The sequence below is a fragment of the Rossellomorea sp. DA94 genome, assembly GCF_029834455.1.
In the GTDB taxonomy this organism is placed as follows: Bacteria; Bacillota; Bacilli; order Bacillales; family Bacillaceae_B; genus Rossellomorea; species Rossellomorea vietnamensis.
Genome location: NZ_CP122397.1, coordinates 3,114,175 through 3,132,753 on the forward strand (window position 1 = coordinate 3,114,175; position 18,579 = coordinate 3,132,753).

19 protein-coding genes and 1 other annotated feature are annotated in these 18,579 nt (G+C 45.7%); of the genes, 2 read left to right on the forward strand and 17 right to left on the reverse strand.

Features of this window, described 5'->3' with window-relative positions:
- Positions 1 to 35: 35 nt before the first annotated feature.
- The 14 genes from P8596_RS16295 to cymR all read right to left on the reverse strand — a co-directional run bounded on the left by P8596_RS16295 (position 36) and on the right by cymR (position 13,572).
- Entirely contained in the window at positions 36 to 326 is a 291-nt protein-coding gene (locus P8596_RS16295) for a DUF1292 domain-containing protein (RefSeq protein ID WP_034757367.1), read from the reverse strand.
- Positions 327 to 340: 14 nt separating this feature from the next.
- Positions 341 to 757 (reverse strand): Holliday junction resolvase RuvX, encoded by a 417-nt coding sequence (gene ruvX, locus P8596_RS16300; RefSeq protein ID WP_034757364.1) that lies wholly within the window; start codon positions 755 to 757, stop codon positions 341 to 343.
- Positions 758 to 760: 3 nt separating this feature from the next.
- Positions 761 to 1,027 (reverse strand): IreB family regulatory phosphoprotein, encoded by a 267-nt coding sequence (locus tag P8596_RS16305; RefSeq protein ID WP_034757362.1) that lies wholly within the window; start codon positions 1,025 to 1,027, stop codon positions 761 to 763.
- An 83-nt stretch (positions 1,028 to 1,110) separates the two neighbouring features.
- Positions 1,111 to 3,744 carry an alanine--tRNA ligase gene (gene alaS / locus P8596_RS16310; protein WP_224519464.1) on the reverse strand — a complete coding sequence of 878 codons (2,634 nt, stop codon included), beginning with the start codon at positions 3,742 to 3,744 and terminating at the stop codon, positions 1,111 to 1,113.
- A gap of 61 nt (positions 3,745 to 3,805) precedes the next feature.
- Positions 3,806 to 4,019, reverse strand: a binding site (T-box leader).
- 75 nt (positions 4,020 to 4,094) lie between these two features.
- The gene (locus P8596_RS16315) at positions 4,095 to 5,174 is read right to left on the reverse strand and encodes an AI-2E family transporter (protein WP_224519463.1); all 1,080 of its coding nucleotides are present in this window, start codon (positions 5,172 to 5,174) and stop codon (positions 4,095 to 4,097) included.
- Between the two features lie 131 nt (positions 5,175 to 5,305).
- Complete coding sequence (locus tag P8596_RS16320) at positions 5,306 to 5,437, reverse strand: YrzQ family protein (RefSeq protein WP_079531766.1); 132 nt, start codon at positions 5,435 to 5,437, stop codon at positions 5,306 to 5,308.
- A gap of 15 nt (positions 5,438 to 5,452) precedes the next feature.
- Positions 5,453 to 5,638, reverse strand: coding sequence for a hypothetical protein (locus tag P8596_RS16325; RefSeq protein WP_034757353.1), 186 nt, complete (start codon positions 5,636 to 5,638; stop codon positions 5,453 to 5,455).
- A 194-nt stretch (positions 5,639 to 5,832) separates the two neighbouring features.
- Positions 5,833 to 6,840 (reverse strand): biotin synthase BioB, encoded by a 1,008-nt coding sequence (gene bioB, locus P8596_RS16330; RefSeq protein WP_279724352.1) that lies wholly within the window; start codon positions 6,838 to 6,840, stop codon positions 5,833 to 5,835.
- A 15-nt stretch (positions 6,841 to 6,855) separates the two neighbouring features.
- Positions 6,856 to 7,452: a biotin transporter BioY gene (locus P8596_RS16335; RefSeq protein ID WP_279724353.1), complete on the reverse strand. Its 597-nt coding sequence runs from the start codon at positions 7,450 to 7,452 to the stop codon at positions 6,856 to 6,858.
- A 134-nt stretch (positions 7,453 to 7,586) separates the two neighbouring features.
- Complete coding sequence (gene recD2, locus P8596_RS16340; protein WP_279724354.1) at positions 7,587 to 9,986, reverse strand: SF1B family DNA helicase RecD2; 2,400 nt, start codon at positions 9,984 to 9,986, stop codon at positions 7,587 to 7,589.
- 17 nt (positions 9,987 to 10,003) lie between these two features.
- Positions 10,004 to 10,675, reverse strand: coding sequence for a tetratricopeptide repeat protein (locus P8596_RS16345; RefSeq protein WP_279724355.1), 672 nt, complete (start codon positions 10,673 to 10,675; stop codon positions 10,004 to 10,006).
- Positions 10,676 to 10,830: 155 nt separating this feature from the next.
- Positions 10,831 to 11,946: a tRNA 2-thiouridine(34) synthase MnmA gene (mnmA, locus tag P8596_RS16350; RefSeq protein WP_279724356.1), complete on the reverse strand. Its 1,116-nt coding sequence runs from the start codon at positions 11,944 to 11,946 to the stop codon at positions 10,831 to 10,833.
- Positions 11,947 to 11,996: 50 nt separating this feature from the next.
- Positions 11,997 to 13,139 (reverse strand): cysteine desulfurase family protein, encoded by a 1,143-nt coding sequence (locus P8596_RS16355; protein WP_279724357.1) that lies wholly within the window; start codon positions 13,137 to 13,139, stop codon positions 11,997 to 11,999.
- A gap of 13 nt (positions 13,140 to 13,152) precedes the next feature.
- Positions 13,153 to 13,572, reverse strand: a complete 420-nt coding sequence (gene cymR / locus P8596_RS16360) for a cysteine metabolism transcriptional regulator CymR (protein WP_034757332.1) — start codon at positions 13,570 to 13,572, stop codon at positions 13,153 to 13,155.
- 204 nt (positions 13,573 to 13,776) lie between these two features.
- On the opposite strand from cymR, the gene P8596_RS16365 reads away from it, so the two are divergent.
- Both P8596_RS16365 and P8596_RS16370 read left to right on the forward strand, forming a co-directional pair.
- Positions 13,777 to 15,051, forward strand: a complete 1,275-nt coding sequence (locus tag P8596_RS16365; protein ID WP_061811165.1) for a replication-associated recombination protein A — start codon at positions 13,777 to 13,779, stop codon at positions 15,049 to 15,051.
- 122 nt (positions 15,052 to 15,173) lie between these two features.
- Positions 15,174 to 15,893 carry a protein-glutamine gamma-glutamyltransferase gene (locus P8596_RS16370; protein WP_224519456.1) on the forward strand — a complete coding sequence of 240 codons (720 nt, stop codon included), beginning with the start codon at positions 15,174 to 15,176 and terminating at the stop codon, positions 15,891 to 15,893.
- Between the two features lie 104 nt (positions 15,894 to 15,997).
- Here P8596_RS16370 and P8596_RS16375 read toward each other — a convergent pair whose 3' ends face one another.
- From P8596_RS16375 to P8596_RS16385, 3 genes are read right to left on the reverse strand one after another with little or no spacing between them, the layout of a single operon-like run.
- A complete protein-coding gene (locus tag P8596_RS16375) occupies positions 15,998 to 16,948 on the reverse strand; it encodes an ABC transporter permease (protein ID WP_061811276.1) in 951 nt (316 codons plus the stop codon).
- Positions 16,941 to 17,867 (reverse strand): ABC transporter ATP-binding protein, encoded by a 927-nt coding sequence (locus P8596_RS16380; RefSeq protein ID WP_279724358.1) that lies wholly within the window; start codon positions 17,865 to 17,867, stop codon positions 16,941 to 16,943. The genes P8596_RS16375 and P8596_RS16380 overlap by 8 nt, the downstream gene beginning before the upstream one ends.
- Positions 17,864 to 18,577 (reverse strand): ABC transporter ATP-binding protein, encoded by a 714-nt coding sequence (locus P8596_RS16385; RefSeq protein WP_279724359.1) that lies wholly within the window; start codon positions 18,575 to 18,577, stop codon positions 17,864 to 17,866. Before P8596_RS16385 ends, P8596_RS16380 begins: the two co-directional genes overlap by 4 nt.
- Positions 18,578 to 18,579: the final 2 nt, after the last annotated feature.

Sequence of the window (18,579 nt, forward strand, 5' to 3'; positions counted from 1 at the left end):
GCGGTCCCTGTTTCATATAGTCCTATGACGACTGCTTATTCAGCGTCTTCTTCTTCATCAAGGAAAGTGTTTAACATTTCTTCGATCATGTCCCACTCTTCTTCTGTTTCAATCGGCTTTAATTCGCCTTCCTGGCCTTCGTCACCAGGCATGAATGCAGATGCATGAATTTCGATTTCTTCTTCGTCGTTCTCATCTGCCCCAAGTGGATAGTAAAGGACGTACGATTTATTGAATTTATCTGATTCAAATGTGAAAAGGACCTCGCATAATTGCTCATTTCCTTGTTCGTCAACTACTGTAATTTGTTTTTCTCCGTGTTCCATGAACATTCACCTCATTATTTTTGACTGTCAAGATATCCTTGAAGGATCATCATCGCAGCCATTTTGTCGATCACTTTCTTACGTTTCTTCCTGCTGACGTCAGCTTCTAACAGCACTCGTTCAGCAGCCATTGTGCTCAGCCTTTCATCCCAGTATTTAATGGGAAGGGATAACTCCTGTTGAATCAATTCTCCATAAGCTTTAGACGCTTCCCCACGCGGACCGATCGTGTTATTCATGTTTTTAGGCATTCCAACCACAACGGTATCCACCTGGTATTCATCGGCAAGTTCCTTTATTCGATCCATCCGGAACACACCTTGATCTTCGTCGATCTTAATCGTTTCAATTCCCTGAGCTGTCCAGCCAAGCTCATCGCTGATTGCGACTCCGACTGTTTTAGAACCAACGTCTAAACCCATTACACGCATCTATTATCCCTCTTTGTGTTGTTTCAAATACGATTTGACTAATTCTTCGATGATCTCATCTCGTTCTAAACGGCGGATGATATTTCTGGCATCCTGATGTCTGGGAATGTAAGCCGGGTCTCCAGATAATAAGTATCCTACGATTTGATTGATCGGGTTGTACCCTTTTTCCTGCAGAGCATCGTGAACCTGTAAGAGCACTTCTTTCACGTCATGTTCGAACGGCTCCTCTGAAAAATCAAACCGCATCGTTTTGTCAAAAGAACTCATTTTTAGCACCTCTCTTTAGGCTTGTCTTTTTGACAACCGAATTGTTAATCGTTACCTCCATTGTACACCACTTTCACACGGAGTTAAATGGATTTGACCCATTCTTCTACAAATTGAAGGGCTTCTTCGACTTTTTCCGGATTTTTACCGCCAGCCTGGGCCATGTCCGGACGGCCACCGCCTCCTCCGCCACAGCGGGAAGCGACTTCTTTCACCAATTTGCCGGCATGATATCCTTTTTCGACTAAGTCATCCGTAACTCCTGCAATGATGGTCACTTTGTCGTCACCAGTTGTTGCCAGTACGATTACCCCGGATGAAAGCTTCTGCTTCAGATCATCCATCATCGTGCGCAGTCCGTTGCTGTCACCGGCTGCCACTTTCGCAGACAGGACATTCACACCATCTATGACCTTCACTTGATCCGTCAAGCTACCTGCTTCTATGTTAGACAACTTTGCAGATAAAGATTCATTTTCCCTTTGAAGCTCTTTCATCTCACCTAATAATGAGTCTACTCGATTGACTACTTCTTTCGGATTCGATTTCAGTTTCGCTGCAACCTCTTTCAGTTGAGATACCTGATCATTCAATACTGTATACGCATTTTCTGCTGTAACGGCTTCGATCCGTCTGGTACCGGCACCGATCCCGCTTTCAGAGAGGATCTTGAATAAGCCGATCTCGGATGTATTGGATACGTGACAGCCTCCGCAAAGCTCCAGGCTGTAGTCTCCAATCGATACGACACGTACTTCTGAACCATATTTCTCACCGAATAACGCCATGGCACCCATCTCTTTAGCCTCGGTTAGAGATTTCAGGGCCGTGTTCACTGACATCGCTTTCCAAACCTTCTCATTGACGATGGCTTCGATCCGTTCCATTTCTTCTGGTGATACAGATCCGAAATGAGAGAAATCAAAGCGCAGACGATCCGGTTCAACAAGGGAACCTGCCTGATTCACGTGTTCTCCAAGGACGTCTTTCAATGCCTGATGAAGAATGTGAGTCGCTGTATGGTTTTTCTCCACTTTTGTTCTGGATTCTCTTGAAACCCTTGCAAGGACCTCGGCCCCCTGCTCCAATGTCCCCTCTTCTACAACGGCCGTGTGAAGGTTTTGTCCATTAGGTGCTTTTTTGACCGTTTTGACGAATACTCTTACGCCATCTGCTTCGATATATCCCTTATCCCCGATCTGTCCACCGCTTTCTGCATAGAAAGGAGTCTCGTTGAGGATGAACTGGCATTCCTGACCTTTACCGACCTGAGGCTGACGTTCATTGTCCACCAATAATTCAAGGACTGTCGAATTACTTTCGAGTGTGTCATATCCAACAAAGCGGCTTTCCACTGTAATATCACTCAGGACTCCACCCTGCACCTGCATGCTTCCTACATCCTGGCGTGCAGATCTCGCTCTTTCACGCTGACCTTCCATCTCTCTCTCAAAACCTTCATGATCAACCGTCAATCCTTCTTCTTCTGCGTACTCTTCCGTTAATTCAACAGGGAAACCATACGTGTCATAAAGACGGAAGACATCTTCACCAGGAATCACGTTACTTCCGGAAGACTTTTGTACCTTGACGATGGATGAAAGGATAGCCAAACCTTCATTCAATGTCTCATGGAAACGGTCCTCTTCATTTTTCACCACTTTTTGGATGAATTCTGCTTTTTGCTTCACTTCCGGATAGAAGTCAACCATGATTTCAGAAACGACTGGAACCAATTCATACATGAATGGGCGGTTGATTTCGATCTGTTTGGCAAAGCGTACAGCGCGGCGAAGAAGTCTTCTTAAGACATACCCGCGGCCTTCATTGGATGGAAGGGCCCCGTCACCGATCGCAAAGGAAACCGTTCTGATATGATCGGCAATAACTTTGAAAGCTACATCCGTCTCGTTGTCTTTGCCGTAAGACTTCCCTGAAATTTCTTCCGTTGCAGCAATGATCGGCATAAATAAATCGGTATCAAAGTTCGTAGGGACTTCCTGAACGACGCACGCCATTCGCTCGAGGCCCATGCCAGTATCAATGTTCTTCTTCGGAAGCGGTGTGTACGTCCCGTCAGGATTGTGATTGAATTGTGAGAACACCAGATTCCACACTTCAAGATAACGATCATTTTCCCCGCCTGGATATAATTCTGGATCTTCGGGATTGTCTCCGTATTCAGGTCCGCGATCATAGAAGATTTCTGTATTCGGACCACTCGGGCCTTCTCCGATATCCCAGAAGTTCCCTTCGATACGGATGATGCGTTCAGCAGGGACCCCCACTTTTTGGTTCCAGATGTCAAATGCTTCGTGATCTTCCGGGTGGATCGTGACGGAAAGCTTTTCAGGATCGAAGCCAACCCACTTTTCATCCGTGAGGAACTCCCATGCCCATTCAATTGCTTCTACCTTAAAGTAATCACCGATCGAGAAGTTCCCGAGCATCTCGAAGAATGTATGATGTCGTGCTGTCTTCCCTACATTCTCGATGTCGTTCGTACGAATCGATTTTTGGGCATTCACGATTCGTGGATTTTGAGGGATCACACGGCCATCAAAATATTTCTTTAATGTCGCTACCCCACTGTTGATCCATAATAGGGAAGGGTCTTCATGGGGAACGAGTGATGCACTCGGTTCTACTCCGTGTCCTTTTTCCTGAAAGAAATCTAAAAACTTCTGACGAATTTCTGCGCCTGTTAATTTGTTCATATCAAGCTTCCTCCTTTGTATGTATGGTTAAAAAAGAATACAAAAAAGCCCTCATCCCTAAAACAGGGACGAGAGCTGTTTCTCGCGGTACCACCCTGGTTATGAATAAACCTTCGTTCATTCATCCCTCAATGCACCTTAACGCGGCTGGACGGCAGGCTTTACCTGCACTCAGGATTAGCATTCCGTTATCCTTCATCTAAAATCCCTTACACCCTGGGGGATTTCTCTCTGTAAGATGGACTATAACGTACTCGGTCCTTCATTGCTTTCATTTTATGCGAATACTTGTATATGTTGGATTATAGAAATATTCATGGTATTTGTCAATGATCATTCCCATTTTTCAGCTATTCATCGATCTTTGTATGAAGAAAATGGGTCCTTCCGTGTAAAATGGCCACTTTAATGACGGCAAGAAAGGGCACTGCTACAATCATGCCGATCACACCGCCTACCTCGCCTCCCAGGATTAAAGCACCCATGATGAATAAAGGGTGCATATGAAGACTTTTACCGACGATGAGTGGTGATAGGATGTTACCCTCCAAGAACTGCAGGACCACCACCATAATGACAACATAGATCACCATATTCGTGGAGATCGTACTTGCGATGATGGCTGCCGGGACAGCCCCAATGATCGGGCCGAAATACGGGATCACATTCGTCACGCCAATGATCAAGCCGAGAATGAGGGGGTATTTCATACCGATCAGCCATAGGGTGGCGGCTGAAATACCACCGATGATCAAGCAAACCAAGAGCTGCCCCCGGATATAACCACCGAGGGATTCATCCACATCATGTGAAAATGATATCGCACTCTGCCTCCATTGTTTCGGGGTAAGCTGCCACATGAACGCCTTTACTTTTGTAATATCCTTTAATAAATAAAAGGATACGAAGGGAATGATGGCCACGATGAGCAGACTGTTCATGAACTTCATCACCGTCGCCAGCACCAAAGCCACAAGGCCCGTCACCCACGCTTCGAGTCCGTCTATTCTCTTCTCAAGCTGTGACTGGATTCCGTCCGGCCATGTGGAAGTCTCACTCTGCACAACCTTCAGCCAGCCCTGGTACTGCTCTGTAAAAACCGGCGCGTTCTCCGATAAATCCTTCAGCTGATGAATGACGGCCGGGGTCCCTTTATAGATGGCATAGCCCAATCCCCCAAAGAAAAGGAGGTAGATGAAGAGGATGGCGATCCCCCTGTGAATACCTGCTTCATGCAGTTTCTCCACTACAGGATGAAGCAGGTAGGCAATGAAACCGCCTATGAAGAAAGGAAGCAGGGAAAAGAATAAGACCTCTAATACCGGATGCCAAACAGGCTTCAATAAAAAGAGAACATATAGAAATAATGCAAGAATGAGGGCCATCGAAAGCCTGTATATCCATCTTGTATAAGATTTTCTTTCCACCATCCACACCTCCCTCCTTTATCCTCTAGTGTTTGAAGATAAGAGGTGGTTTTATTCATGGGGATTCATTCGCCCTCCTTTATTAAAGAACAAAAAAAGAGACTGACCCACAATGAGCCAGTCTCTTTCAGCTGTTAAAAAAGTTTCTTTACTTGTTTACGGATTCGTTTCATTTGTCTCTGACTCATCATATTGGATCTTTGAGAATAGATGGAAGCCGCGACTCCTGCTCCAAAACCAACGATGGATGCAAATGTTTTATTCAAGAAAGACACCTCTTCCTAGCTTAGTCGGCGTTCTTCCTCATCAAACAAGTCATCTAAGGAGCTGAGTGATCCATCCTCTTCCACTTGGTGAGTATGAATGACTCCCTTAGACAAGGAAAGTTCAATATAACATCCCCAACAATAGTATTGGTTGATGCCGATCTTTCCGATATCTTTGCTCTGACAATTTGGACACTTCATCGGTACGTTCACCTCAGGGCTTCACCGGATAATGGTGATTATTCCCTACCATCATGTCCAATCAGTGCATGTTTTATACTCGTTTAATGAGTTCTGACGCCCAAACATTGATGCAATATCAACGTTCTTATATAGTGTGGGATATTTTCCTGAATTCATAAGGAGTAACCTTTTCCATAGCATCCATTGAATTTTTATGGAGTGATGACGGACTGCCCGATTTCTTCTTTTACATAATCAATTTCAAATCCGAGATCTTCAAGCATTTTATGGTCCGCTGTGCCGTCCTGTCCGGCTGTCGTAAGGTAATCCCCGACAAAGATCGAGTTTGCCGGATAAAGGCCCAGTGGCTGAAGGCTTCGCAGGTTCACTTCACGCCCACCGGAAATCCTGATCTCTTTCGTCGGATTGATGAAGCGCATCAAGCAAAGGACCTTTAAGCAATACCTTGGGTTCAGTTCATCCGTTCCTTCAAGAGGTGTCCCATCGATGGCATGAAGGAAATTGACCGGTATCGAGTCAGCATCGAGGACCTTCAGGCTATGTGCCATATCCACCACATCCTGCAGCGTTTCTTTCATGCCGACGATGATTCCGGAGCAAGGGGAAATACCTTCTGCTTTTGCCTGCTCTACGGTATTCACCCTGTCTTCATATGTATGGGAAGTGGTGATGTTTTCATGATGGTTAACGGACGTATTGATGTTATGGTTGTAGCGGTCCACTCCTGCTTCCTTTAACCGTTTCGCCTGGTCACCCTTTAATAATCCAAGACATGCGCATACTTTCAAATTATACTGTTCCTTGATTTCTTTAACGGCCGATACAACATGATCCACTTCCCGATTGCTCGGACCACGGCCACTTGCCACGATGCAGTAAGTGCCGACATTCAGTTGATGAGCATTTTCGGCTCCCTTCATGATGGTTTCTTTATCCACCATGCGGTACTTCTCAATCGGTGCATCAGAGACGCTTGACTGGGAACAGTACCCACAATTCTCAGGACACAGTCCCGATTTTGTATTAATGATCTTATTTAATTTGACCTTATTTCCATAATAATGTTTCCGGATCACGTACGCGCTGTGCAACAGTTCCAGAAGCTCATCATCCGGACTTTTCAGGATGGCTAAAGCTTCTTCGTTCGTTAGTTCCCTTCCCTCGATGACCTCATCTGCAAGTGTTTTCCACGTTTTCATCTGACAACCTCCCCATTAAGCGGCACGCTTCAAATTTCTAAATGTACTTTTTGACAGAACCGATTTTTCTAAACGATGGGCCATGACACCAGCACAGACGGCTAAAATGATGTCCTTCGGAAGCGGAACCACCATCCATGCCCATGCGAGCTTATAGGTGAATCCTTCCGGAGTTTGTGCCCAGAACTTATATGCAGCGTACATCCAGTTTGTTCCGACTACATAATTGACGGCCATCCCGACCAGTGCGGCGAAGATATATACTTTGATCCCTTTATGTTTTTCCACGATTTTACCGGTAATGTAAGCTGTGAAGATAAACGAAACGATAAATCCGAATGTCGGGCTTACTATAGAAGATAACCCTGCTCCAAATCGGGCAAATACCGGGACCCCTACAAGACCGACCAATGCGTACACTGTCATGGAAATCGCCCCGACCCTGCTTCCAAGGATCGCCCCTGCTAAAATGGCGAAAAACGTCTGTAAAGTAATGGGCACACCGCCTACTACCATAAAAGGTACGAATGTGGTGATGTTGGCACCGATCGCCATAAGTGCAACAAACATCCCTGCCAGTGTAATATCGATTGTCCTTAATTTTCTGCTCATCTGTCTTCCCCCATCTGTCATTTTTTCTACAAGATAAGGATATCGCTTTCATTAAATATATGTCAACTTAAATTTTGTTTTAGTTGACAATAAACTTAAAAAAAGTTGATGAATGACATCTTCATTCATCAACTTTATGCCTTCATGAAATCGTAAGGGCTGATCCCTTCCATTCCAATCATCGGGTCTTCATTCAGAAGGACTTCTTCAATGGGTATGTCCCCTTCTGATAAATCTTCTTCCACATGACTCCCCTCGTCATGCAGTATGCCTCTCAGCTTCTCACTCAAGGTCGTTTTCCTGAGAAAATCATCTTCCCTCTCCACTCCAAGCTTGAAAGCATCCAGCTCTCCGCAGAGAATGAGAAATTGCTTGCTCCTTGTAATGGCCGTGTATAGGAGATTTCTCCGTAACATCCGGTAATAGCTCTTTACGACGGGTAAAATGACAATGGGAAATTCGCTTCCCTGGGATTTATGGATCGAGCAGCAATACGCATGGGTGATTTGCATGAGGTCCTGCCGTGTATACGTGACCTCATTGCCTTCATACGAAACGATGATCATGTCCTGTTTCTCGGTGTTTTCCTTCGCATAAAAGATCGAAACGATTTCACCTATATCCCCGTTGAAAACATTGTTTTCAGGCTGATTGACAAGCTGAAGGACTTTATCCCCGATCCGGTATTTCACGTCCCCGAAGGCGATTTCTTTCCGTGTCCCATCGTTACTATTAAAGATTTCCTGAAGAAGTTCATTCAAGCGGTCGATCCCTGCAGGGCCCCTGTACATTGGGGCAAGGACCTGTATATCTTTAGGTGAGTAGCCCTTCTTCTTGGCATTTTCCACCACTTTCTGAACGACCTCTGAAATCTGATTCGTCCTGCAGGGAAAGAACGAACGATCTTTTTGCTGTTTGGTCAAATCGGCGGGAACCTGTCCCCTTTTCATATAGTGAGCAAGTTCAATGATCGAGGAACCCTCTTCCTGCCTGTATATATCCGTCAACCTGACAGTCGGCACGCTTTCCGAATTCAACAAGTCCTTCAGTACCTGACCCGGACCGACGGACGGCAATTGATCTTCATCCCCGACAAATATCACTTGAATATCATCAGGCAGAGCCTTCAGCAATTGATGGGCCAGCCAAGTGTCGACCATGGAAACTTCGTCCACAATCAACAGCTTGCCCTCGATGGCCCGTTCTTCATCGCTCTGAAATCCTTCCTGACCATTCCATCCGAGGAGTCGGTGGATCGTCATGGCCGGCAGCCCCGTAGATTCTGTCATCCGCTTAGCTGCACGTCCTGTAGGGGCCGTGAGCAATACGGGGAACGGCTCATCTTTGTAATCCTTGGGATCCAAAGAACACCCGTGAAGATCGGCGAACAGTTCGACGATCCCCTGAATGACAGTGGTCTTCCCCGTACCCGGTCCACCCGTCAACAGGAGCATGGGAGACATCAATGCCGTCTCGATGGCTTCCTTTTGAGAAGGCGCATACTGTACCCCTAGCCTGTCCTCCAGGGCACCCAGTGACAGAAGGAATTCAGACTGGGGGAATTGATCTTTATACTGTGTCTGGGACAATATCTTTTCGATATTCGTCACAATCCCCTTTTCAGAGAAATAGAGGGAAGGAACATACACCTTCGTCCCTTCACCGATGACTTTGCTTTCTTCCTCCAAGGAAACCAATTGAGTGGAAATGTCCGTGTATTCGATTCTTTCTGGCTGACTTTTCTCAAGGAGCTCTTTCACCGTAACAATGAGTTCTTCCGCTTCAAGATACACATGACCCTGCTTGACACATGTTTGTTCCAGGGTATATAAACAGCCTGCTTTGATCCGGTCCGGGTGACTGCCTGTCAAACCAATCTTGGACCCCAATTCATCTGCCCGGGTAAAGCCGATCCCTTCAATATCTTCCACAAGCTTATAAGGATTCTTTTGAATGATTTCAAGTGCCTGCTCTTTGTAAGCCTGATAGACCTTCATGGAAATCTGGGGACCGAATCCAAGCTCATTCAGCATGATCATGACCCGCTCGAGTCCCTGATGCTCAGATAACGTATCATAGATACTCTTAGCCTTTTCCTTTGGAAGCTTTGGAATTTCATCTAAAAGGCTTGGATTTTCGAGTATTTTACTGATCGCATTTTCCCCGATATGCTCAACGATCTTTTCAGCTGTTTTTTTCCCGATCCCTTTGAAGAGATCACTTGATAAATAATGGACGACACCCTGTGTGGTTTGGGGTATTTCTTTCTTGAAATGCTTGGCATGAAACTGCATGCCAAATCTTGGATGCTCTTGAAATCTCCCATAAAATATATAGGTATCATCTTCATGTATCTTAGGGAAATTCCCGGTTACGACCGCTTCTTTATCCTCATAAGAATCATTCGTTTCATCCACACGGATTCTGACCACCGAATAAAGGTTCTCCTCATTATGAAAAATCGTGACAAGATGCCTTCCTTTTATATATATTTCTTCCTCACCAAACAGCTTTAAAGAGTCTTGCTGGCTCAAGGCAGTGAACCCCCTAACTATTCACTTTGTTCATTTTTAAGCTTTTCGATCATCTTGATTCCATAACCCGCCAGCATATGATCAGGTTGAACGTCAATGGCTTTGTTAAAATACATGAGTGCCGTATCCGCATCATCCTTATGGCCAGCATACGCAACCCCCAGATTGTAATTGGCATCTGCATGCTCAGGATCCGCTTCCACCACTTGGGATAATTGAGTGATCGCTTCTTCATATGCTTCCACTTTCGCAAGACACAATCCTAATTGGAAACGCGCTTCGATGTCTTCTTCATTCAATTCAACGCTTCGCTGAAAGTACGGTAGTGCAAATCTTGGCTGATCTAACTGGAACAGACTCATCCCAAGCATGAAGAATACGTCGCTATTCTCCATTCCTTTGGAGATGGCCTTTTCAAATTGATCTTTTGCTTCGTCAAATTTATTCTCATTGAAGAACAGATTTCCGAGAGAGTAATAAGCTGCTCCTGCGTTTTCATCAACGGAAATCGCCCGTTCAAAAAACTTCTTCGCTTTTTCATTGTCACCAACTGACATCAATACATTACCGAAATTGATATACCCTACCGGTTCCTTCGGATTTTCTTCGATGGCTTCTGTGAAGAGTTTTACCGCCTCTTCTACTTTTCCTTCTTGTAATAACTCAATGCCTTTTAAATTCTTATCCAATGTAAACACCTCTATATGGTCTAATATTTATGTATGTACTTCCTTTTATCGTTACTAGTATAACATAAGGGACATCCTGAAATGGAATCCTTCCGTGATGAAAAAAAGGACTGAGAGAAAAGAGATTCCCTTCTCCTTTTCCCAGTCCTTTTGCTTTATCCGACGTACGTCAGTTTTTTCTCATCTTTAAAGATGGTATCGATCGTTCCTCCACCAAGGCACTCATCCCCGTTGTAGAAAACGACTGCCTGTCCCGGCGTCACCGCGCGAATAGGTTCATCAAAGATGACTTTCACCTTGCCATCTTCCAATGGAATGACTGTGACCTTATTATCATCCTGACGATAACGGAATTTTGCCGTGCATGCGAACTCAGACGATTTCTCTTCATTCGATGTCCAGTGAACATCCGTCGCAAGAATCGAATCGGAATAAAGGGCAGGGTGCTCAAAGCTTTGACCTACGTAAAGGACATTCCTTTCCAGGTCCTTCCCGATGGCAAACCACGGCTCACCTGCACCACCGATGCCAAGGCCGTGACGTTGACCGATGGTATAGTACATCAATCCATCATGTTTCCCCATCACTTTTCCATCCAGGGTCTCCATCTTTCCAGGCTGCGCCGGAAGATAGTTACTCAAGAAATCCTTGAAGTTACGTTCACCGATGAAGCAGATTCCCGTACTGTCTTTCTTGGTTGCAGTGGCAAGGCCCGCTTCCTTGGCAATTTCACGTACCTTCTTCTTATCGATGCCGCCTAGGGGGAACATCACTTTTTCAAGCTGTTCCTGCCCGAGCTGATTGAGGAAGTATGTTTGATCCTTATTGCTATCGACCCCGCGCAGCATTTTGTATTCGCCATCACGGTACTCGACCTGTGCATAGTGACCCGTGGCCAGATAGTCTGCACCTAACTTCAATGCATGATCAAGGAATGCCTTGAACTTGATTTCCTTATTGCACATCACATCCGGATTCGGGGTCCTGCCGGCTTTATATTCATCCAGGAAGTACGTAAACACTTTATCCCAATATTGTTTTTCAAAATTCACAGCGTAGTAAGGAATCCCAATTTGGTTACATACCCGAATCACGTCGTTGTAGTCTTCGGTTGCCGTACATACTCCATTTTCATCGGTATCATCCCAGTTCTTCATGAAAATCCCGATGACTTCATAGCCTTGCTCTTTCAATAATAATGCAGCTACAGAAGAGTCCACTCCACCGGACATCCCAACGACCACTCTCGTATCCTTTGGTTCTTTTTTCACTAACGCCACCTCCTTGTTTCCGTTCGATCGCCTCATGTAAGACGACCCTCTTATGTTGTTAATCTCTTCACGATGTTTGCGACTTCATGGGCCACTCTCTCAATCTGTTCCTCCGTATTTCCAAGGCCGAAGCTGAAACGGATGGAGTTCCTTGATTGATCGGACTGTTTCCCATACATCGCCACGAGTACATGTGATGGTTCTATCGATCCAGCCGTACAAGCGGAACCGCTTGAAACGGCGATACCTGACATATCCAGATTCATCAGCATGGATTCTACATCCGTGCCGGGAAAGCTTAAGTTTAGCACATGGGGTAATCCGTGCTCAAGGGATCCGTTCTCTTCGAATTGGGTCCCCTTATCAGCCAACGTCTGTCTAAGCAGATTCTTGAGACCGGAGAGAGACGCATGCTTCTCCTCAAGAGAATGCCGTGCAATCTCCACTGCTCTCCTCAGACCCACGATGGCAGGGACATTCTCTGTTCCCGCACGGCGCTTGCGTTCCTGTTCACCGCCGTATGAACCAGGCTGAAGATCCACCCCTTTGTGGGAATAAAGAAATCCAATTCCCTTGGGACCGTTGATCTTATGCCCTGAAACCGAAAGCAGATCGACCCTCAGGTCCCGGACATCGATGCTGGTCAATCCGAAGGCCTGTACAGCATCCGTATGAAAATAGGCCTGGTGATCCTGTAATAATTCACCGATTTCTTTAATCGGCTGCAGGGTCCCCACTTCATTATTCCCGAACATGATCGTGACGAGAATGGTATCATCACGCAGCTCCTTTTCAAGATCCTGAAGCGCTATCCTTCCTGATCGGTCCACAGGTAGGTACGTGACCTCAAAGCCTTTTGATTCCAGGAATTCACATGCATGCAATACAGCATGATGCTCGGTCTGTGTCGTAATGATGTGGGTACCCTTTTCCTTATTGGCTTCGGCCGTTCCGATGATCGCTAAATTATCCGCCTCAGTTCCACCACTGGTGAAAATGATTTCATTGTAATCGGCATGGATGCTAGCTGCAATGATGGTCCGTGCATGATCCACAAGATGACGAGATGCACGTCCAAATGAATGAATGCTCGAGGGATTGCCAAAGTCCTCCTTCATCACGGCTGTCATTTCATCAATCACTTCAGGATGCATGGGCGACGTTGCAGCATGATCCAGATACACTCTTTCCATTGATTGTTACCTCCTAGATATAGAACATATACGCATCTGATTCACCATCATCAGAGTGGCTGGCCAAATCTTCAATTGTTGTATTGTCGAGTACTTCTTTAACGGCATCCCTGATCCTGATCCACAGTTCACGCTTTGCCGGTTCCTCGTCCTCGATTCCTTCCACAGGACTGATCGGACCTTCAAGGATCCGGATAATATCCCCCGCTGTAATGTCAGATGGCTCATGGCCCAATACATAACCACCGTACGCACCCCTGATACTTCTGACCAGACCGCCGTTCCGCAGTGGAGCGACAAGCTGCTCAAGATAATGTTCAGACAGCTCATGCTGCTGTGCGATGGTTTTCAGTGAAGTCGGTCCTTCACCATGTCGTTTTGCAAGTTCTATCATAATGGTTAAACCGTAACGGCCTTTAGTTGAAATCTTCATGTCCAGCACCTCTATTATATTTAATAACGTCACATGTTGAGACGGGACGTTTTTCTCCTTATTGACTTTTGTTATTATAGCATATTCGCGCCCTCACTGTGAAAGGGGCGGTTTCATTCTCATTGTGCATCCACAATATTTCCTTAATGCTGCCTCCTGTGATAAAGTGAATGGTACTAGAACGTCAGTTTGGAGAGATGTTTCATGTCGATAAAACCACTTGCCTTTAAGATGAGACCAAGGACAATCGAGGAAATCATCGGGCAGCAGCATTTAGTCGGAGAAGGAAAAATCATCGACCGGATGGTGAAGGCGAAGCAGCTATCATCCATGATCCTGTACGGCCCTCCCGGCATTGGAAAAACGTCCATCGCAAGTGCCATAGCCGGAAGTACAAAGTACCGTTTCAAAACCCTGAATGCCGTGACGAATAATAAAAAAGATATTCAGATCGTAGCGGAGGAAGCGAAGATGTCAGGTAAGGTGATCCTCCTATTGGATGAGGTTCACCGACTGGATAAAGGAAAGCAGGATTTTCTCCTTCCTTATTTAGAGAACGGGATGATCACCTTGATCGGGGCTACAACAAGCAACCCCTATCATGCCATCAATCCCGCCATTCGAAGCAGATGCCAGATTTTCGAATTAAAGCCTCTTTCCATAGAAGAAATGAAAATCGCCCTGACCCGTGCCATTGAAGATGAAGAACGCGGCTTGGGCGGATATTCACTCGATGTAACAGACGAAGCGATTGAACATTTTGCAAGCAGCAGTTTCGGAGATGTAAGAAGTTCATTGAATGCATTGGAGTTGGCTGTACTGTCCACTTCCCCTGGTGACGATGGGGTCATTCATATTGATGTCTCCATAGCAGAAGAGTGCCTACAGAAGAAAAGCTTTTCTCACGATAAAGATGGCGACGCACACTATGATGTTGTCAGCGCATTTCAGAAATCGATCCGCGGGAGTGATGTGAATGCAGCCCTCCACTACCTTGGAAGACTCGTGGAAGCAGGAGACTTGCCGAGCATTGCACGGAGACTATTGGTCATTGCCTATGAAGATATCGGACTTGCCAATCCCCAAGCGGGACCACGGACACTCGCGGCAGTTGAAACAGCAGAGAAGATCGGGTTTCCGGAAGCCAGGATCCCGTTGGCTAATGCCATCATCGAACTTTGCCTTTCTCCTAAGTCGAACTCTGCGATCACCGCCATCGACCTTGCCCTTGCAGATATCCGGAAAGGCAAGAGCGGCGAGGTGCCGGATCACCTGAAAGATGCACACTACCAAGGAGCCAAGGAATTGGGCAGAGGTGTGGAGTATAAATATCCCCACAGCTATGAATCGGGATGGGTGGCGCAAACCTACCTCCCGGATAAACTGAAGAAGGCTCACTACTACACCCCGAAAGCCACAGGGAAGTTCGAACAGGCCATCGCTGGGGTGTATGAGAAGATAAATAAGCAAAATAAATAACCTGCAAACTTAATGGAAGGAGAAACGGAAGAGTTTCGTTTCTCCTTCCATTTTTTTCACTCTCTTAATACCATATCCCCCACCCAAACATACATTAATAAAAAGGCCTGGAGGTGTATGGATTGATCATCATCGAAAATGAATCCACCCCTAAGGAATTACCGAACCTGACCGCTGTTGAAGAAAACATATTTACTACATTGAAAGAAAGCCCCACCGACTATCGGTATCGGAATCTTCCAGAGCTCAAATATGAGCTGAAAGTAAGAGAAAGAATCATTAGCAATGCCAAAAAAATGAATGAAAGTGACGCCACTTTTTCAGCCTTCGAACACTCGAAGTTCAACCCGACTTTTTGGACCAAGACCCCTTATGGATACCAGCTGAAGGAATCCAAGCTTCCATCAGATGCCATTGATGATATCTTCACCAACAGTTCTGCGTACAGCTTCGAATGTGTCACAAGTATTGTCCTGCTTTACTATAAATCCATCCTCGATACGATCAAACCTTCCTATTTCGATGAACTATACTCACACCTCCTTGTGTGGGGCCACAACTATGATGATGATCTTCCCATGGTCACATACAAAGGGCTGGATTATATCCCCGGGGATGTTTATTACTTCTTCAACCCCGATTTCGAAGATCCGATCTGGATGGGTGAAAACTCGGTCTTTATAAAAGAAGATCAGTATTTCGGTCACGGGGTTGGCCTCATGACACATGACGAAATGATCGAAGCCCTGAACACGCTTCGCAAAAAGGATGCAACGAAGTCCGCCTACCTCCTTGAACAAGTGACACGCCTGAAATTTTCTGATTTATATCGATACACATAAAAAATGACGGACTCAGATGAGTTCGTCATTTTTTGGGATTTTTCATTATTTTGTCCACTCCGGCTGCTAGACCCTAAAGGACTGTTCGAGCCGCCTCCGCTTTTTTAGGCCGCTACGTCCCTCTTGTTGAATACCAGGAAGGCAAGCAGCTGGAAGATGATGAAATAAATGATCAGCATGGTGATGGAGAAGCCCATGGTCATGCCGTCGACGAGTGGCGGTGTAAAGCCTGTGTACTGAGTCAGGTCTGTATTGGCGAACAGACTGTATTTTGCCCAGTCGAATTTAAGGGCGAGCAGGCTTGTTGCATTGCCCCCGACGAATAGCAGGAATAAAGAAATTCCGATTGCCAGTGAACTGCTTCTGAACACAGCTGAAATCATGAAGGCCATTGTAGCCATCATCACGATATTGACGGTTTGTAATAAGTACGTCTTGATCAAGTATCCAACGATATTCTGTTCAACGACTTTCCCATCGACAAATGCCAGGTGAGTGGACTGATCTGTCCCTCCGAACAATAAAAGCCCAAGAAGGAGCGATACGACGAATAATAATAACAACATACTCATGCCGTACAAAATGACTGTAAAGTATTTAGAAAGAAGGATCTTCGTGCGTGAAATCGGACGGATGAGCAATAACTTGATCGTCCCCCAGCTAAATTCACTTGCGACGATACCTGCTGCCACAATGATGGTGAATAATCCGACTACCAGGACGATATTGGCATTCGTTTCTACGAACGTCCAAGCCGTTTCTTTCACCTTTGGTTCGATATCGTTCTCAATGCGGTATTCGTTAATTGCGACTCTTCGTTCAGTGTCTTTTTTAATAAATTTATTCAAATTTGGAGTTTCAGCCAGCATTTGCTTATCTGATTCCACCTGGGCTGATAGTTCCTGTTTCCAGTTATTCATTTCTTTCGCTTTCGAATCACTATACTTGGTGAATGCACCTGTCACTCCAATAATGAGAATCAACAGTCCAAGCATGACAAACGTTCCGACCCGCTTGAAGATTTTGGTCCATTCATTTCTAATAAGACTAAGCATGCATGACCTCTCCTTTATCATTTGTAATTTCCAGGAACCTGTCTTCCAATGTTTTGGCTACAGGCATGACGCTGTAAATTTGGACATCGGCTTCAACAAATGCCCGGATGACATCCGGTACTTGTTCTTTTGTCAGGGCCACTTGCACTTGTTTTCCTTGAGCTTCAAATTTGATGCCAGGATCGAATGATTTAAGGACAGCCTTCACTTTATCCACTTCCTCGATTTCGAAGTGATAGACCTGTTCAGACCCTTCTACAAAGTCCCTTACTTGTTGCACATCGACAAGCTTACCGGACTGGATGATCCCGATTCGGTCACACATCATTTCCATTTCGGATAATAAGTGACTTGAAACGATGACCGCCATTCCCTCTTCCTCGGCAAGTTTCCTGATATAGGCCCGGATTTCGCGGATTCCCGCAGGATCGAGACCATTTGTCGGTTCATCAAGGATGAGGAGCTTTGGCTTATGAAGAAGGCACTGGGCGAGACCCAAACGCTGTCTCATTCCAAGAGAGTACGTTTTTACCTTGTCATTGATTCTGTCTGTCAGTCCGACCAGTTCAATGACTTCTTTCATCCGTTCATCGGTAATCCCTTTTTGCATGCGGGCAAAGTGCTTTAAGTTCTGATAACCGGACATGAACTTATAGAGCTCGGGGTTTTCAACGATGGCCCCCACATCCTTGATGGCGCCTTCAAAGTCTTTCTTGATGCTTTTTCCTGATATGAGGACATCTCCTTTTGAGATATTCATCAATCCCACGATTATGCGGATCGTCGTCGTTTTCCCTGCTCCATTGGGTCCAAGGAAACCGAATACCTCCCCTTCATACACGTCAAACGTTAATTGATCAATGATGGTCTTGCCTTTGATGACTTTGGAAACACCTTGTAATTGCACAACCGTTTTCATCCGTTCATCTTCCCTTCTGATTTTGTTGTCTTCTTCAACCACTGCAGGACAGATAAGCCTTCTGTTTCTCTCAGTTCTTCCACCCGGCAATGCCCTTTTATTTCTCCATCCGAGATGATATAGGCCTCATCCAGGATCGCTTCAATTTCATCGATTTCATGGGTGGCAATGACCACTGTTTGATTCCCGAAATCAATATAGGAGAGGAGGCCTTTTACGATGGAGTCCCTTACCATGGGATCAAGCCCTGAGAATGGTTCATCGAGAAGCAGTACCTCGGTGTTCCGCGACAGGGCGAGGACGAGTTTCAGCCTGCCCCGGTTCCCTTTGGATAAATGCTTGATTTTCTTCCCGCCATCAAGTTCCATAAACTCCACCAGTTCATTGGCTCGATCTATATCGAAGTCAGGGAACTGCGAGGCATAGAAGCGGATCATCCCATCCACGGTGAATGCTTCATAAAACATATCAAGTTCCGTCAAATAGGCGACTTCACTAGCCATTTTCCGTGAGACCGGCTTTCCGTTCATCGTGACGGTTCCTGAATTTGGAAGCACAAGCCCTGCAATCATCTTCAATGTAGTTGATTTCCCGCTGCCGTTCGGACCAAGTAGACCATATATCTTCCCCTTTTGGAATTGAATGGAGGTATCGTTCAATGCTGTTTCCTTCCCATATTTCTTGGTGACACCATCAAATGTCACAACCATCT

What these genes read in the sequence shown, in the direction of transcription:
- P8596_RS16295 (WP_034757367.1), bottom strand. Translation starts at nt 326, where the DNA reads ATGGAACACGGAGAAAAACAAATTACAGTAGTTGACGAACAAGGAAAT.
- ruvX (WP_034757364.1), bottom strand. Translation starts at nt 757, where the DNA reads ATGCGTGTAATGGGTTTAGACGTTGGTTCTAAAACAGTCGGAGTCGCA.
- P8596_RS16305 (WP_034757362.1), bottom strand. Translation starts at nt 1,027, where the DNA reads ATGAGTTCTTTTGACAAAACGATGCGGTTTGATTTTTCAGAGGAGCCG.
- alaS (WP_224519464.1), bottom strand. Translation starts at nt 3,744, where the DNA reads ATGAACAAATTAACAGGCGCAGAAATTCGTCAGAAGTTTTTAGATTTC.
- P8596_RS16315 (WP_224519463.1), bottom strand. Translation starts at nt 5,174, where the DNA reads ATGGTGGAAAGAAAATCTTATACAAGATGGATATACAGGCTTTCGATG.
- P8596_RS16325 (WP_034757353.1), bottom strand. Translation starts at nt 5,638, where the DNA reads ATGAAGTGTCCAAATTGTCAGAGCAAAGATATCGGAAAGATCGGCATC.
- bioB (WP_279724352.1), bottom strand. Translation starts at nt 6,840, where the DNA reads ATGAAAACGTGGAAAACACTTGCAGATGAGGTCATCGAGGGAAGGGAA.
- P8596_RS16335 (WP_279724353.1), bottom strand. Translation starts at nt 7,452, where the DNA reads ATGAGCAGAAAATTAAGGACAATCGATATTACACTGGCAGGGATGTTT.
- P8596_RS16355 (WP_279724357.1), bottom strand. Translation starts at nt 13,139, where the DNA reads ATGGAAAGAGTGTATCTGGATCATGCTGCAACGTCGCCCATGCATCCT.
- cymR (WP_034757332.1), bottom strand. Translation starts at nt 13,572, where the DNA reads ATGAAGATTTCAACTAAAGGCCGTTACGGTTTAACCATTATGATAGAA.
- P8596_RS16365 (WP_061811165.1), top strand. Translation starts at nt 13,777, where the DNA reads ATGTCGATAAAACCACTTGCCTTTAAGATGAGACCAAGGACAATCGAG.
- P8596_RS16375 (WP_061811276.1), bottom strand. Translation starts at nt 16,948, where the DNA reads ATGCTTAGTCTTATTAGAAATGAATGGACCAAAATCTTCAAGCGGGTC.
- P8596_RS16380 (WP_279724358.1), bottom strand. Translation starts at nt 17,867, where the DNA reads ATGAAAACGGTTGTGCAATTACAAGGTGTTTCCAAAGTCATCAAAGGC.
- P8596_RS16385 (WP_279724359.1), bottom strand. Translation starts at nt 18,577, where the DNA reads ATGGTTGTGACATTTGATGGTGTCACCAAGAAATATGGGAAGGAAACA.